Annotated in this window: 11 protein-coding genes; 3 read left to right on the forward strand and 8 right to left on the reverse strand. The window is 37.7% G+C overall.

Features of this window, described 5'->3' with window-relative positions; genetic code table 11:
* Positions 1-10: 10 nt before the first annotated feature.
* The 4 genes from KEM10_RS02185 to KEM10_RS24720 all read right to left on the reverse strand — a co-directional run bounded on the left by KEM10_RS02185 (position 11) and on the right by KEM10_RS24720 (position 5257).
* On the reverse strand, positions 11-541 hold the full coding sequence (locus KEM10_RS02185; protein WP_212212889.1) for a TlpA family protein disulfide reductase: 531 nt from the start codon (positions 539-541) through the stop codon (positions 11-13).
* Positions 542-890: 349 nt separating this feature from the next.
* On the reverse strand, positions 891-2204 hold the full coding sequence (murA, locus tag KEM10_RS02190) for a UDP-N-acetylglucosamine 1-carboxyvinyltransferase (RefSeq protein WP_212212892.1): 1314 nt from the start codon (positions 2202-2204) through the stop codon (positions 891-893).
* A 33-nt stretch (positions 2205-2237) separates the two neighbouring features.
* On the reverse strand, positions 2238-2834 hold the full coding sequence (locus KEM10_RS02195; RefSeq protein ID WP_212212895.1) for a DUF4290 domain-containing protein: 597 nt from the start codon (positions 2832-2834) through the stop codon (positions 2238-2240).
* 134 nt (positions 2835-2968) lie between these two features.
* The gene (locus KEM10_RS24720) at positions 2969-5257 is read right to left on the reverse strand and encodes an ATP-dependent helicase (protein WP_212212898.1); all 2289 of its coding nucleotides are present in this window, start codon (positions 5255-5257) and stop codon (positions 2969-2971) included.
* A 213-nt stretch (positions 5258-5470) separates the two neighbouring features.
* On the opposite strand from KEM10_RS24720, the gene KEM10_RS02205 reads away from it, so the two are divergent.
* Positions 5471-6682 (forward strand): T9SS type B sorting domain-containing protein, encoded by a 1212-nt coding sequence (locus tag KEM10_RS02205; protein ID WP_212212901.1) that lies wholly within the window; start codon positions 5471-5473, stop codon positions 6680-6682.
* Positions 6683-6753: 71 nt separating this feature from the next.
* On the opposite strand, the gene KEM10_RS02210 is transcribed toward KEM10_RS02205, so the two are convergent.
* Positions 6754-8910, reverse strand: coding sequence for an elongation factor G (locus tag KEM10_RS02210; RefSeq protein WP_212212905.1), 2157 nt, complete (start codon positions 8908-8910; stop codon positions 6754-6756).
* 264 nt (positions 8911-9174) lie between these two features.
* Here KEM10_RS02210 and KEM10_RS02215 point away from each other — a divergent pair, with 264 nt between their 5' ends.
* Together KEM10_RS02215 and KEM10_RS02220 are read left to right on the forward strand one after the other, a co-directional pair.
* Positions 9175-9525, forward strand: coding sequence for a DUF190 domain-containing protein (locus KEM10_RS02215; RefSeq protein WP_212212908.1), 351 nt, complete (start codon positions 9175-9177; stop codon positions 9523-9525).
* 61 nt (positions 9526-9586) lie between these two features.
* The gene (locus KEM10_RS02220) at positions 9587-11188 is read left to right on the forward strand and encodes an alkaline phosphatase family protein (RefSeq protein WP_212212911.1); all 1602 of its coding nucleotides are present in this window, start codon (positions 9587-9589) and stop codon (positions 11186-11188) included.
* A 25-nt stretch (positions 11189-11213) separates the two neighbouring features.
* Here KEM10_RS02220 and KEM10_RS02225 read toward each other — a convergent pair whose 3' ends face one another.
* The 3 genes from KEM10_RS02225 to KEM10_RS02235 all read right to left on the reverse strand — a co-directional run bounded on the left by KEM10_RS02225 (position 11214) and on the right by KEM10_RS02235 (position 15707).
* A complete protein-coding gene (locus tag KEM10_RS02225) occupies positions 11214-12098 on the reverse strand; it encodes a hypothetical protein (RefSeq protein WP_212212914.1) in 885 nt (294 codons plus the stop codon).
* A 962-nt stretch (positions 12099-13060) separates the two neighbouring features.
* Positions 13061-13537, reverse strand: coding sequence for a hypothetical protein (locus KEM10_RS02230; RefSeq protein WP_212212916.1), 477 nt, complete (start codon positions 13535-13537; stop codon positions 13061-13063).
* Between the two features lie 337 nt (positions 13538-13874).
* Positions 13875-15707, reverse strand: coding sequence for a methyl-accepting chemotaxis protein (locus tag KEM10_RS02235; protein WP_212212918.1), 1833 nt, complete (start codon positions 15705-15707; stop codon positions 13875-13877).
* Positions 15708-15752: the final 45 nt, after the last annotated feature.

Here is a 15752-nt window from a genome sequence, read left to right on the forward strand (position 1 = left end):
CTTTTAGTGATTAAATCGCTGCAAGGAAGTTAAGCGATTTTTCAATTTTAGACAAGCCTGTATCTTTGGCCAGAATGCGTCCTTCACCGTCTAACAGAATGTTAACGGGTTCGTTGATGTGGTATTTTTGTGCGATGTTACCTTCTTTTCCGGAATAATCGCAGATGTGCATGAAATCAACAATTTCATCTTGATGAATGGCTAGATTCATAGGTGATTTAAAACGATCCAGAGAAATGTTTATAATCACAAGATCTTCTCCATTCTGAAAAGATACATCGTTAAATTGCTGATTAATCTGTGTGAGTTGGTAGTTATTCATACGTGATTGTGCGTGATATGACGCCCAAAAATTAAGAATTACCATTTTCCCTTTAAAATCACCCAGATCAAAATTTGCTCCATCAATAGTTTGTGTTTTGATAGCAGGTGCCTCGTTTCCGATGTCTAAACCTACCTCTGCGTTGTTCCTGTCATCAATGAACGACAAAAACGTTACGCCCACAAACACAGTAGCTAATATTATTTTTAGCTCCTTCATATGAATTTGTTTTGATTAAAATCGAGTTAAAGTTTCAAAAAAAAAAGAATGCGATGTTGTAGTTTTTAGATGAACATGCCGTTAAATGTGATTAGTGGCTTAAATGCGGATGCAAAGTTATTTAGGGTTACAAAAATGGACAAGAAAAAACAGCTAGGATTTATGGTTTATATTTTTATATTATGAGACCTTTGATGAGTTAAATATCATGTAGTCAATGTAGTATATAAGTTGATAAGGGTGTTTTTAGGGGTAAAATAAAGCTGGAATCATTCTAAATAGGATGATTTTAACCTTATTAAGTATATAAAAAATGTTAAAAAAGGTAGCGATTAGGCAGAGTAATTTATTAGTGAACTTCTACTCGTTTGATTTTTGCTCCTAACTTTTGTAACCTAATATCGATGTTTTGGTACCCTCTGTCAATCTGTTCAATGTTTTGTATTGTGCTTTTACCTTTTGCGGATAAAGCTGCTATTAATAAGGCAACTCCTGCACGAATATCGGGTGAGGTCAACTTAGCTCCGCGAAGCATATTTTCTTTGTTTAAACCAATAACAGTTGCTCTGTGAGGATCACATAAAATAATGCGGGCACCCATATCAATAAGCTTATCAACAAAGAATAAGCGACTTTCAAACATTTTTTGATGGATAAGTACACTTCCTTTTGCCTGTGTAGCAATAACCAGAAATACACTTAATAGGTCTGGTGTTAAGCCTGGCCATGGTGCGTCAGCAATGGTCATGATTGAGCCATCAATGAAAGTATCAATCTCGTAACTCTCCTGAGCTGGAATATGAATGTCGTCTCCTTTAATCTCCATTTTAATTCCCATACGCTCAAAAGCCATTGGGATAACACCAAGGTGTTTAATGCCGGCATCTTTAATGGTAATTTCTGATCCAGTCATGGCAGCCATTCCAATAAAGCTACCTACCTCAATCATATCAGGTAAAATTTGGTGCTGGCAGCCATTCATTTGTTTTACACCTTCAATGTGCAATAAATTAGATCCTATGCCTTCAATTTTGGCTCCCATTGATACCAACATTCTGCATAACTGCTGTAGGTATGGTTCGCAAGCTGCGTTATAGATTGTGGTTTTTCCAGGAGTGAGGGCTGCGGCCATTACAATATTGGCAGTACCGGTTACTGAAGCTTCATCAAGTAACATGTAGGTACCTTTCATTTCTGAAGCTTCTACGGTATAAAAGATATCCTGAGCATCGAAATTAAATTTGGCTCCCAGTTTTTCAAAACCAATAAAGTGAGTGTCTAGTCTTCGGCGACCGATTTTATCTCCTCCGGGTTTAGGGAAATAGGCTTTCCCAAAACGGGCCAAAAGTGGCCCCATTATCATAATAGATCCTCTGAGAGAAGAGGCTCTTTTTTTAAATTCTTTGCTTTGAAGAAATTCCAGATTTACATTGTCGGCCTGAAATTCACAAGAATTGCGTGTGACTCTGTTAGTCTTCACACCCATTACATGTAATAAATCAATCAGGTTGTTTACATCCACAATGTCAGGGATGTTAGAAATAGTAACTTTTTCGGAAGTTAGTAACACGGCGCAGATGACCTGTAAGGCTTCGTTTTTTGCACCTTGGGGAGTGATTTCGCCATTTAAACGAATACCACCCTCTATTTCAAAGCAATTCATTCAAGGGGAGTTTTAATTTCGCAATAAAAATACTTATTTTTTATCGTTATTGCGTTTTTTGTTTGTTCTGCTTCTGTTTTGGAAGTTGTCTCTTATCTCTGGTAATTTAGTTCCTTCACTAACCGTTAATTTACCGTTAGAAAGTCTTGACAAGTCGTTAAAGATTCGATCATCAGTAACAGAATCGTGATTCCAGTGGTACAATGATTTCTTCATGTGACCAGCAATTAAAAGAATAAGCTTCTCTTTCTGCTCCTCATCCTCAAATTCGATGGCTTTGGCGATCATTTGTTCAATTAACTCGCCATAATGCATATAACTGATCTTGTTATTTCGGTAAGGAACCTTGTCCGGTTTAGCATTGAGAGTTTCTTTTTCTGGTAGATCATATGGAAAATCAATGTCTAATTTAAAGTCAGACATTATGGCCAAATGGTCCCAAAGTTTGTGTTTGAAGTCATTCACATCTCTCAGATGCGGAAACATGTTACCCATAATACCAATTATGGTTTTTGCACATTTAGTTCGTTCTTCACGATCTTCAATGGTAACAGCATGGTCGATCATCTTCTGAATATGACGCCCGTATTCCGGCATTGCCAGGGTTTTACGATTCGAATTGTAATCCATGTATTCTGAAATTCTTCTACAATTTTTTTATACTCCCCAATGGTTGGTGTTTCAGGAAAAAGTTTCTTATTAATTATTCCTTATGGAGGTAGGTTACACTATTATCTAAGTGACAGGTAACTGATGACACAAAACTAAGTCAAAATTTTAAGTTTGGCAAATTTGAGTAATAATTGTTTTTGTCCTGCATTTTCAAATGCTACCGTTGCTTTTCGATTTGGTTCCAATCCTTCCACATTGATAACTTTTCCGCGCCCAAATCGTTCATGCTCAACCTTTACTCCGGGTACTATCTGATCGGGAGTAGCAGCATTAAAATTAAGATTTATTTTAGGCTTGGTTGGGCTGCCTGAATAATTCATTTTGATATTAGGTCTGTCAGACGGTTGGTTGCCAACTTTTCTAAAGTTGCGAGGAATAGAAGCGGTGTTATTTTTAGGCTGCACTGAAGTTATATCTTCAGCATTCACTTCCAGATAGCTTTGGTCGATATCTCCAATAAACCGACTTGGACGACTATAGGTTAATTCACCGTATTTGTACCTTGATCGGGCAAATGATATGGTTGCATTTTCTTCAGCCCGTGTAACAGCAACATAAAATAAACGTCTTTCTTCTTCCAGAGCTTTTTCGCTGTCAACAGATTGAAGCGAAGGAAACAAACCTTCTTCAACTCCAACAATATAAACGTTCTTGAATTCAAGCCCCTTAGCAGAGTGAATAGTCATCAGGGTTATTTTATTAATGTCGTCTTCCCCTTCATTATCCTGATCCGTTAATAGGGATACTTCTTCAAGAAAGGTTACAAGGCTGGGCGTAATCCCTTCTTCTTGTTTGGTGGTACTAAAATCTTTAATACCATTTAATAATTCATTGATGTTATCAATTCTACCCTGGCCTTCAATGGATTTATCTCCATGTAAATCATGCATTATACCACTGGCCGATGCAATGTCGGCTGCCAATTCGTAGGCTGATAGTTGTTCGAGCTGGGCTGCAAATCTTGCGATTAAGGCAACAAAGGCGTGCAATTTCTTTAGGGTTCCGGCATTTACATTTAGCTGAGTAGCACTCGCATTAAGTAATATCTCCCAGATGGTTTTTCCTGAAGCATCGGCTGCGGCCGTTACTTTATCCATGGTGGTTTTACCAATGCCTCGGGCAGGGTAATTAATTACTCTTTTTAATGCTTCCTGGTCGGCCGGATTAACAGTCAGTCTGAAATAGGCCAGAAGGTCTTTAATTTCCTTGCGCTGATAAAAAGATAAGCCTCCGTATATTTTATAGGGTAAATTCTTTTTCCGAAGCGCTTCCTCAAAAACCCTTGATTGAGCATTGGTTCTGTAAAGAATAGCAAAGTCTTTAAACTCTTGCTGGTACTTCATCCGCTTCTCGTAAATATCATTGGTAATCAAAAAACCTTCTTCAACATCAGAATAGGCCTTTAAAACTCTAATGGGATTACCTATCTGATTTTCGGAAAAAACATTTTTTTGAATCTGTCCCTGGTTTTTATCAATGATGCTATTGGCGGCATTTACAATGTTTTGCGACGAACGATAATTTTGTTCCAGCTTAAATATTTTATAACCCGGATAATCATTTCTGAAGTTCAGAATGTTTTCAATTTTCGCACCTCGGAAACTATAAATACTCTGCGCATCGTCACCAACCACACATATGTTCTTATGATTTTCAGCCAGTTTTTTAATAATCAAGTATTGCGAAAAGTTGGTATCCTGATACTCATCCACCATTATATAATCATACTGATGCTGGTATTTTTGTAAGATATCCGGAAAATCGCGAAATAAAATATTGGTATTCAATAATAAATCATCAAAATCCATCACGCCTGACTTATAGCATTCGCGCATATATTGCGAATAAATTTCATAAACCATTGGCATTTGTGATGCTTTGTCGGCGCTTATTCTGTTGGCATCACGTGCATAGGCAACAGGAGTAACCAAATCGTTTTTGGCAGATGAAATACGAGAGAGAACACTACCCGGCTTATATGCCTTTTCGTTTAATTTCATCTTTTTGACAATGCTTTTAACCAGATTTTTAGAATCGGTAGTGTCGTAGATGGTAAACGAAGATGGATAGCCGAGATGTTTAGATTCAAAACGTAATATTCTGGCAAAAATGGAGTGAAAAGTACCCATCCAAAGGCTGGAGGCATTGTGTTGACCAACCACAGTGGCAATACGCTCTTTCATCTCTCGCGCAGCTTTATTGGTAAATGTCAGAGCTAAAATACGGTACGGTTTCACCTCTTGCTGCAACAAATGAGCAATCCGATAGGTTAATACCCTTGTTTTTCCCGATCCGGCACCTGCAATTACTAAGGATGGTCCTTCTGTTTCGACCACTGCTGAGCGTTGTGCCTCATTTAACTCGTCTAAATAATTCTGCACAATAAACTTTTATGATGATTGATGATTTTGCAAAAATAGAAGATCATTTGAGATAATTGGGATGATATGACTATTTTTAGAAAGGATTGTATTTTTAATGAATGAAAATGGCTTTTGGCTGTAATAAGAAGTTGTTTTTTACCGTTTGAAAGAAATATTATAGTTTTGACTTGTTGAATCACACTTCAAATTTTGAAGTTATCCACTTGATACATGAATCAAATACAACAGATTTTAATAGTACTTATTTGTGTTCTGCCTCAATTAGTGACAGGACAGCAGATTACTTCCAATGCTCTTTATTCCGAAGAAACTGACTACCCAAATGGTGAGAATGATCCGGTTTTTTTCTTCTCATCTATGTCTGATGCTCGGTTAAACGCGCCAGTCACTACCGGAGCAACTTATAACTGGTATTCATACAATGTATCAACCGGTGCTTTTGATGTATTGGAGCAAACCGGAGGCGATGCCTTACTTTCAGTGTCTGAAAAAGGATATAGGGTTGAAGTAAATGCGAGCGGTACTGTATCTAATTATTATTGCTGGAATTTTGTTCCTGAGGCTGTGATCGATTCTATTGGCATACCATCCGATTCAGAAACATGTAATAACTTGAGATTAACAGCCTATGTTAGTAATAAGGCTTTGGTATATTACAATCACAAGGATGATGGCGATTCTGAGTTAATCGATTATGGATATAATTGGACTTCGGTACCAACAGGTGAGATGGATGGAGAAACGGTAGTGTCGAAATCAATTGCAGCACCTACTGAGGATACCGAATATTCAGTTACTATAGGGCAAAAGTTTGTAGCTGTTATCACTCCTGTTACAGAAAGTTTATTATATGAAGCAATTGCTGTTGAAGCTGCTTTTAGTTTTGAGTCGGAAGATACACCAGAAAACGAAGCTAATGAAGGTTCAGCGCCGATGGTGGTGAGATATACTGATGAATCATTAGGGAATGTAACCGATTGGGAGTGGACCTTTGGTGAATCGGGAAAAGATTATGTGCCTGATCCCATCTTTACTTTTCAGGACGCTGGTGAGTTTCCGGTTACTCTTTGGGTGATGAACTCTGATTCGGGATGTGAAGATCAGATTGGCCCAGAGATTTTTACGGTGAAAGAAATTATTTTGAAAGTACCGGATGCCTTTACACCATTTAGTAGTCCAGGTAAAAATGATGAATTTAAGGTGCTCTATCGTTCTATTAAAAAGTATCGGATTGTTATTTATAATAGATGGGGGCGCAAAGTATATACCAGTACTGATCCGGCTGAAGGATGGAATGGAAGGATAGGAAACAGAAAAGCAGAGCCGGGAGTTTACTTTTACGATATTGAGGCAGAAGGCTTCAATGAGGGTGAGAAAATTACCCGAGAAGGAGCTATTCACTTAATTATTACCAAAGACTGATAGAATAATTTAATAATAGAAAAGAGGTTGATTTTCATCAACCTCTTTTGTTTTTTGTATTGAATTTTAAATTAAGCTTCTACCTGTTCTTTTTCAAATGCTTTAATTAGTTCAGCTTGTACTTCTGGCGGAACTTTATCGTAATTAGCAAATTCCATGGTGTAAAAAGCACGACCTCCTGTAATACTGCTTAAGGAGGTAGAATATTTATTCATCTCTTTTAAAGGTACTTTTGCTTTAATTACTTCAAAGCCTTTTTCGCTCGACATACCTTCAATCATAGCACGGCGTCCCTGAAGATCACTCATAACATCACCCATTCGATCGCTCGGAACTTTTACTTCTACGTTGTATACAGGTTCCATAATTTTAGGCCCTGCTGTTTTAAATGCCTGGCTAAATGCATTACGTCCGGCCAGTTTAAATGATATTTCGTTTGAATCAACAGGATGCATTTTTCCATCATAAACAAATACACGTATATCACGGGCGTAAGATCCGGTAAGAGGACCTTCTTCCATTTTTTCCATAATACCTTTTAAAATGGCTGGCATAAAACGTGCATCAATAGATCCGCCTACAATACAGTTATTATAAACCAATTTACCTCCCCAATGCAATTTAATCTCATCTGTATCACGCACGTTCAACTTAATTTCCTGACCATCTATCTTCATGGTAGCCGGAGTATCCATACCTTCGTAATATGGCTCTATAATCATGTGTACTTCACCAAACTGTCCGGCACCACCTGATTGTTTTTTATGGCGATAGTCGGCACGAGCAACTTTGGTAATGGTTTCGCGATAAGGGATGCGAGGAGATAAAAACTCGATATTAATCTTATCGTTATTTTCAATACGCCACTTCATGGTATTCAGGTGGAATTCACCCTGGCCAAATACTATTATTTGTTTTAATTCTTTTGAATATTCAATAACTAAAGTAGGATCTTCCTCGTGCATGCGCTGCAGAACTTCTCCTAATTTTTCATCATCACTTTCACTTACTGCTTTAATGGCAGATCGGTATTTAGGATTTGGATAATGTATAGGTTCGAATAGATAATCGCAGCCTTTTTCGTTTAAGGTATGATTGGTATGCGTTTCTTTTAACTTAACGGTAACACCAATGTCACCAGCAACCAGTTCTGTTACTTTATGTCGGTTATTACCCGCCACGCAGTTTAGCTGAGCAATGCGTTCTTTTGCATTTTTATTGGCATTTACCAAGTCCATGCCTTCTGATACTTTACCCGACATTACTTTAAAGAATGATACCTCACCCAGATGAGGCTCAACAGACGTTTTAAAGATAAATAATGAAGTGGGTCCGTTTGGATCACAACTTACTTCAACACCATCTTTAGTAACCGGAGCAGGCATGTCGGATACATTAGGAACTACGTTCCCCAGGAATTCCATCAGTCGTCGACCTCCCATATCTTTCTCCGCAGAAACACAAAAAACGGGGAACATGTCGCGGGCAATTAAGCCTTTGCGTATTCCCTGACGCATTTGATCTTCGTTTAAGGTTCCTTCTTCGAAGTAAAGCTCCATTAAAGGTTCGTCATTTTCGGCGGCAGCTTCAACTAAAGCATTGTGTAATTCGTCAGCTTTTTCTTTTTGGTCAGCTGGAATGTCTAAAATTTCAGGTTCGCCACCATCAGGTCCCCATTGATACATCTTCATTTTTAAAACATCAACTACAGCGTTGAAACCAGTGCCTGCAGTTACTGGGTACTGAACTACAACAACCTTATTGCCAAAAACCTCAATAGCATTTTCCAGCGTTTGATCATAATTGGCCTTTTCATGGTCAAGCTGATTCATTACAAAAATTAAAGGTTTGTTGTATTGTTCGGTATATCTGAACAGGTTTTCGGTACCTACTTCAACACCTTGAGTGGCATTAAGAAGCATAAGAGCTGTATCGGTAACATTTAATGATGTGATAGCTCCACCAATGAAATCATCGGAACCGGGGCAATCAAGAATATTAAATTTACGTCCCTGGTATTCGGTAAATAATACAGACGAAAAAACCGAGTAGCCATATTCATGCTCAACCCGGTGATAATCAGATACAGTATTGTTACTACCGACGTCGCCGCGTCGGCTGATGACACCACCTTCGTATAGCATTGCTTCTGCAAGGGTGGTTTTACCCGAGCCGCTACTACCAAGCAGCGCTAAGTTTTTAATTTGATCAGCTTGATATACTTTCATAAAACTTGATTTAAGAGTTTGTAACTAATTTTCTTAGGTAATAAATAAGGGTACCTGTAAAATTAGCAATTATTAGCAAACGATCAAGTAAAAGCATCACAAACTGAAAGCTTCCTATCTTATTTATTATCGGTATAAAAAACCAATATGAAAAAGTGATGAGTACAATTTGCTTATGATTTTTTAATGAGGTAGAGTTTTTATTGAAATTGTAAGTATTAAGTCGTAATTTGACTTTATTCATAAAACAAACCAAGCACACTTATGGTACTAGATGGAGAAGCAAAAAAGCTAAAAATTATTGTTAGTGAAGATGGCGTAGTGTACCAGCGTGCACTGCACGAAGCGATATTGTTTGCCGCCAAAAAATACAAAATAGCAGGGGCTACTATGTATAAGGGCATGTTATCTTATGGAGCTGATGATATAGTTAATAATACCAAGGTTTTTTCTATATCGGAGAATCTACCTATAATTATAGAAATGGTCGACCGGGAGGAAAGGATCTATGATTTTGCTGAAATAATATCAAAGTTGGTTGATAAGGCAGGTTGCGGAGGTATTATCTATGTAGAGAACGTTGATGTGATATCTTATAAAAAAAGCGTTTCTTAGTACTTGATCCTTTTTATTTAGTTGTTGCTATGGTTATATTTGGCCTTCAAATAAAATCATAATGACAAGAATAAAACTCCCCATTATTATATTCATCCTATTGCATTTTGCGCATACTGCAGTGGCTCAACATCGTATTGCTTCGCCTAAGCCTAAGTTGGTAGTGTTTTTTTTGATTGACGAACTGAGTACAGATCAGTTGGTGGCTTTCAGAGATAAATTCACAAATGATGGTTTTAATCGAATAATTGACGGAGGAGCCTTTTATCGAAATGCATCTTTCCCGGCTGGTTCGGTGTATGCCGGGTGTAACCTTTCAACATTATACAGTGGGGCTTATCCGGCCACACATGGTATTATTTCTGATACCTGGTTTGAGCCGTTACGGTATTCAAGAGTAAAAGCTGACGGGGCTGACACAGATAAGGGAATTTTACCTTCATCAAAAAATATGTTGGCTTCAACTTTTACAGATGAACTGAAATGGATGTATAATGGACAGTCAAAAGTAACTTCCATTGGCTTTAATACCGATTTTTTGGTTTGGACTGCCGGGCATTCTTCAGATTATCTTTATTATCCGGATGCTATTACAGGCGATATGAAATTGAATGCTGACACATCAAACGTTAGTCTGCCGGATTGGGTTCAGGAATTTAACCAGAAGAAATTACTGGATGTATTTGCCGAGCGTCAATGGGGACCTGTTGCTGATTTAAATGAATACCATCAGTTACTTTATTATACCGATGAATTACCTCAGGGACATACCTTTTTATATTCATTAAAGAAAGGGAAGGATAAAAAAGCATATCAAAAAGTGTTGGAATCACCTTATGGTAATAAATTAATCCGTGATTTTACAGTTAGCCAGGTATTAAATGGTGGATATGGAAAAGATGATGTGACCGATATATTAACCGTTCAGTTTACCAGTAAATCTGTTCATCGTCCATCGGCAGCTGCCTTTGAGGCCGAAACAGAAGACATGCTTTTGCGACTGGATAAAGAGATTGCTGATATGCTTCAAATATTGGATGATGAGGTAGGACTGGAAAATACTCTAATAATAACTTCGGCTATTTCTGCTCCGGTTCGATCAGTTGGCGAGAATGGAAGGGCAGGAATACCAACCGGATTATTTAGCGGTAAAAAGGCAGCTTCTTTACTTAATTTGTATCTGATGGCTTTGCACGGACAAGGTAGTTGGGTGAAAGCTTATCATGATGGACAGATCTATTTAAATCATGAGTTACTGGAGCAATCGAAAATATCGAAAAAAGAGATTTTAGCGCAATCGGCAAAGTTTTTAATGCAGGTGGAAGGTGTTGCCTATGCATTACCAGCCAATGAGCTGATGGCTTCAACATCTGATTTAGCTGCTTTAGAGAGCCTGAAGTTGAATTATCATCCCAAGCGATCAGGTGATTTATTAATCAGACTTCAGCCCGGATGGAACGAAGAAATAGAGGGGCAGGACCCGGTGCATCGACACTGGACTTCATCAACCGTACCATTGGTGTTTTATGGATGGAAAGTGGGGCGTAGAAATATTTATGAGAAAGTATCTATGACTGATGTTGCACCAACTATTTCATCTTTTCTTGAAATACCTTTCCCAAATGGATGTGAAGGCAAACCCTTAAAAGAGGTATTGCCTTAATCCATTTTATATCCAACATAGGTTATTATTTTTTTTCAGATTCAAACAGTGCTTTTGCCTCTTTCGTTTGCGGATCGAGGTATAGTTTTCCTTTGTCATAATCAAATGTTACTAAAAATTGATTAAGGAACTGATAACCTAATAAAGGTTTTACATCATCACTGAAGGTAATGGGTGCATTGTATATAGAAAAAGAATGATCGAAGTCGATGGTTTTTACAAACTGTTCGGTAATGGTAATGGTTTTTACATCGTCTAATTTCACCTTGTACGATTGCATATTGGTATTATTTCGGTAACGCACTTCCAGTGCCGGTCCATTCCAAGCAAGAACAATGCCTAATGGTACAGATACTTCCACTTCGAGGCGCTGAGTCATGTATTGCCAGGGTTGAATTTCAATAATAGGGATATGATTTAAGAAACTTTGGCTAAAAGGAATGTAATTAGTTCCTTCAGGTATATTAAGTTCTTCTTTGGTGTCGGCAATGCGAATTACTTTCTTCTGAAAGTCGAACTGAACGCTCAAATCTTTGAACAGTTGTGAACCAATGGTTCCTAATACGGCATTGGGAAATGAGTATTCACTTCTTTTGCCCAGCTTATTTTTAGTTTCAAATTTAACCTTCTCAATGGTACGATCACCCATTTTTATATGAGCAAACTTATAGCCCTTTTTTAAGGTGTCAAGGCCTAAAGTGCTTAATCGGTAGTTCATATCGCTTCGCAGGAAGTTACCTCCCGATGTTTCCACAATAAATAGTTGAGGTAAATCTATGCCATCTATTGTGAGCTCAACAACCAGCTGTCCGGTGGGTAGTTGTGTATAGGGTATTTCAGTTACTTTGGCGTATGTCGAACTAAATAGGAGGCTGACTATAAGAAAGATGAATATTTTTTTTGCTGACATTGTTTGATGTGTTATAAATTACTATTGGCATAAAAATAAGTATTTGTTTCATTTTGATAATGAAGTTTTGAAGAATAATGGATCAATTTATATTGTTGCAGAACAGTCATAGATTCACTTAAAGAAATTTGATTCTTTAATTCAAGTTTGAGATTTATAAAACGGATATTGAATACTGCAATAAACTTTCAACAAATATTGTTATCTCGTCACTCCAACCTCAGCAACACAGCTCGTGGAAAGAGTTATTTATATTTCTTTTTTAGAAAACCTGCCTGTCGTCAGCCAGGGGAATCAAAAATCTTTCGCATTGAGGCGATTGCTGCGCAACGTTGACGAATTTAAGGCTTCAGGTCCAACTTCTGGTTCCTCTAAGCCACCATTCCGCCATGCTCGCAACTATCGCTGACAATCCCAAGTTCGAAACTTTGTTTCGGGTGGGGTGATCCTGGTTCTAATAGCTATTCGAATATAAATTTAATCGGTAAGTAATATGTATTAATATACTCCTGCTCTTTCACCATTAAAGCCATAGGATGAGTTTATAATCACAGGGCAATTTTGATGAATCTATGGGCAGTTTTCATAAGTCATTGGGCAACTTTTATTCATTGGGGGGCATTAGCAGCTGATGGCTTAGCATTTTAGATAAACAAGCAGGCGGTTTCTGACAATCGGTTCGCACAAAAGATAAATAGGTTTGTAATGGAAGTACCTATGTTGATATTTTTCGCAGGGTTATTTGTGTTTTTTGCTATTTAGTTAACTTAAGTTGAGCAAGAATTACCATTGGAAGCACCTGGGTTAAGGTTTTTGGTGCGTCGGTTAATCAATTCCGTTGGTGAGTTTACAAAATGTGTAAGTGAGTTTATTTTTTATGAGGGGAGGGGTACTTCCGAAGTACCCCTCCCCGGTAATCAACCATCATTTATTAGCAGACCAGTTGGTATTATCTGTATTGATTAAGATTCTGTTTGGCCTTTACCTCCGTTACGGCTAAACCGTTCTTTTAATTGGTTGTAAATGCTTTGTGCACCCGGTACGCCGGCTTTACCTGCTGTTTTGGCCATGTTATAAACCAAAAGAGAAGTTGAGTAGGCCTCTGATCCGGCCAGCATTTGCGTGTCGCGTACTTTATCGTATAAATAAGTTAACGGCACCAGAATTTCCTCCAATGCTTCATAAAGTTCCAAATCTTTTGTCATCTCATCGGGTTTGATGTAAGCGGGAAGGATGTTGGTATCGCTTTTGATGGCATTAACCGCATCAACTACAAAATCTTTGTTTCTGCTATCCATTTTTGGCAAGCGTTTTCTATCATCAGCAGATAAGCCCTGCAGGAAAGGCATCTTTTCAATTACATTATTCAATAAAGTTTTGATTTCTTCTCGAACTTCAATGGTGAGTTCCGCTGATACTCGATTTTCTGTGTTGTTCATTATACAACTGATTTAGGTTATAAAAAAAAGGGATTTTATGGGGTGTTAATAATTTTAAATAGCACTTATGTTTATTAGTTAATGTCAATACTGAAGTTTTGTAACACTATTTTAATTGGTAAAATGATAAACGTGTATTGATTGTAGATGAATGACTTTGTTTTTAATGTGGATGGGTTCATATCTGCTATCAAATTCTTAAATACACTGCCAACCCAATAAAAAAACGATGGCCAATGCGTATCGCATCAGCCATCTCCTTCTTCCCTAAAATCACCCTCACCCCAAATCAATGGCAAGTTTCAATTTGCCTAACTGTAGATTTTATTTCTGGATATTATATTTTAAAAAATGAGATTATTTCACTCAGTTGTTCAGCCTGACTAGCCAGTTCTTCTGATCCGGTTGCCATCTCCTCGCTCGATGCAGCGTTTTGCTGGGTAATATTACTCAGCTCTTGAATAGCAGAATTAATCTGTTCCGATCCCTGATTTTGCTCATGCGATGCTGCAGCTATTTCGTTTACTAATCCCACTGCTTTTTCTATTTCAGGAATAACCAGGCTCAGTTGTTTTCCGGCCACCTGTGCTTTTTCAACGCCGTTATTAGAAACGGTTAAAATCTCCTCTGCTGCAACCTTACTTCTTTCAGCAAGTTTACGTACTTCAGCAGCCACTACGGCAAATCCTCTACCATGTTCACCTGCTCTGGCAGATTCTACTGCTGCATTTAGTGCCAGTATGTTGGTTTGCATAGCTATATCGTTGATAATTTGAATTTTTTCAGCAATGTCAACCATCGAATGGGCAGCATCTTTAGCCGTTTCGTAGCCCGTTTGAATACTTTTAGCAGTAGCTTGCACTGTTTCTGTCGCCTGCTTTGAGTTGTAATTGTTTTGCTCAATATTGGCAACCATTTCTTCCATTGATGAGGATACTTCTTCTGATGAGGAGGCTTGCTCGGAGGCCCCTTGAGATATTTGTTCAGAAGCAGTGCTCAATTGACTACTGGCTTCGGATACATTATTGGCTCCCTGTTGAACGCTGGTTATGATCTCCTTTAGTTTATACGACATTTTGCTTAATGCATCAGCCAGAATACCAACTTCATCTTTTTGATTTAGATCAATCTGATAGCTTAAGTCGCCCTCAGATAATGCTTTGGCTAAATCAACGCCTTTGTTAAGTCCTTTACTAATGTTATTACTTAAGTAAGTATTTATTAAGAAGAACAGTACAAGCGATACGAACATAGCCAATAATATAGAGCGACGAGCCATGGTAACCGGTTGCATTAAATCATCATGGTAAACAAGGGCAATAACATACGAGTCAATTGATTCAATGTACTCGTAATAGATCTCAACATCTTCATTTTCCCAGGTGGTTTCCAACCTTCCTACTTGTTCTTTTGAAGCTTTAATGGCTTCATAAATAGGTTGGTCGGAAAGATTTGTTCCTTCTAATGATTTGTGAATAAGTATTTCGCCGTCTGATTCCAATAAAAACGGATAACCATTATTGTAATAGGTTTTGGCGTAAAACAATTCTTTTAGTCCACCCAAATCTTTTTCATTAACACCAAAGTATAAAATTCCCTGTACTTCGTCGTTGATAATAATAGGGCTATATCCTGTAAGGTACCAGTCGTTAACAACAAAAGCACGACCGAAAAAAGCTTTTCCTGAGCTAATGGTTTGTGCCACTGGTGAACTATCAGGTATATAAGTGCCAATGGCTCTTTTACCTTCGTTGTTAATTACGTTGGTTGATATACGAAGGTATCCATCTTCAATTCTTTGAAAAATGGTTGCTGTACCTCCAATTTTATCTTTTATAGCATCCACTATGGAATTTTCACCTTGAATAGTTTCTCCGTTAATAGTCCATTTATCAAGACTTACATACTTTTGGTCTTTTGTAATCTGGTTGGTGGCATTGAAATCTATCTGGTTCTTACCATCCACTTTTAATTCTCCTAAATTAGAGAAGTAACTTTCTACATAGTGAAGACCAATGTTTACTTGTTCCTGATTTAATTTGATTTCATTATCCAGAAACTTCGAAATATCATCCACTTGTTCTGATAATCGGCTATGGGCATCATTCAAAATTGCCACTTTTTGTGTTGTAACAGTATAAAAAGTTAGCGTTCCAAATATTACTACCATAGCTAAGCCCAAAACAATGTTTAGTCTAACCCCAATCTTTATGTT

Source organism: Carboxylicivirga linearis, from assembly GCF_018271995.1.
Lineage (GTDB): Bacteria > Bacteroidota > Bacteroidia > Bacteroidales > Marinilabiliaceae > Carboxylicivirga > Carboxylicivirga linearis.

Coding starts and splice junctions, on each gene's coding strand:
- murA (WP_212212892.1), bottom strand. CDS start 2,204: ATGAATTGCTTTGAAATAGAGGGTGGTATTCGTTTAAATGGCGAAATC.
- KEM10_RS02185 (WP_212212889.1), bottom strand. CDS start 541: ATGAAGGAGCTAAAAATAATATTAGCTACTGTGTTTGTGGGCGTAACG.
- KEM10_RS02220 (WP_212212911.1), top strand. CDS start 9,587: ATGACAAGAATAAAACTCCCCATTATTATATTCATCCTATTGCATTTT.
- KEM10_RS02225 (WP_212212914.1), bottom strand. CDS start 12,098: ATGTCAGCAAAAAAAATATTCATCTTTCTTATAGTCAGCCTCCTATTT.
- KEM10_RS02205 (WP_212212901.1), top strand. CDS start 5,471: ATGAATCAAATACAACAGATTTTAATAGTACTTATTTGTGTTCTGCCT.
- KEM10_RS02215 (WP_212212908.1), top strand. CDS start 9,175: ATGGTACTAGATGGAGAAGCAAAAAAGCTAAAAATTATTGTTAGTGAA.
- KEM10_RS02230 (WP_212212916.1), bottom strand. CDS start 13,537: ATGAACAACACAGAAAATCGAGTATCAGCGGAACTCACCATTGAAGTT.
- KEM10_RS02235 (WP_212212918.1), bottom strand. CDS start 15,707: ATGGTAGTAATATTTGGAACGCTAACTTTTTATACTGTTACAACACAA.
- KEM10_RS02195 (WP_212212895.1), bottom strand. CDS start 2,834: ATGGATTACAATTCGAATCGTAAAACCCTGGCAATGCCGGAATACGGG.
- KEM10_RS02210 (WP_212212905.1), bottom strand. CDS start 8,910: ATGAAAGTATATCAAGCTGATCAAATTAAAAACTTAGCGCTGCTTGGT.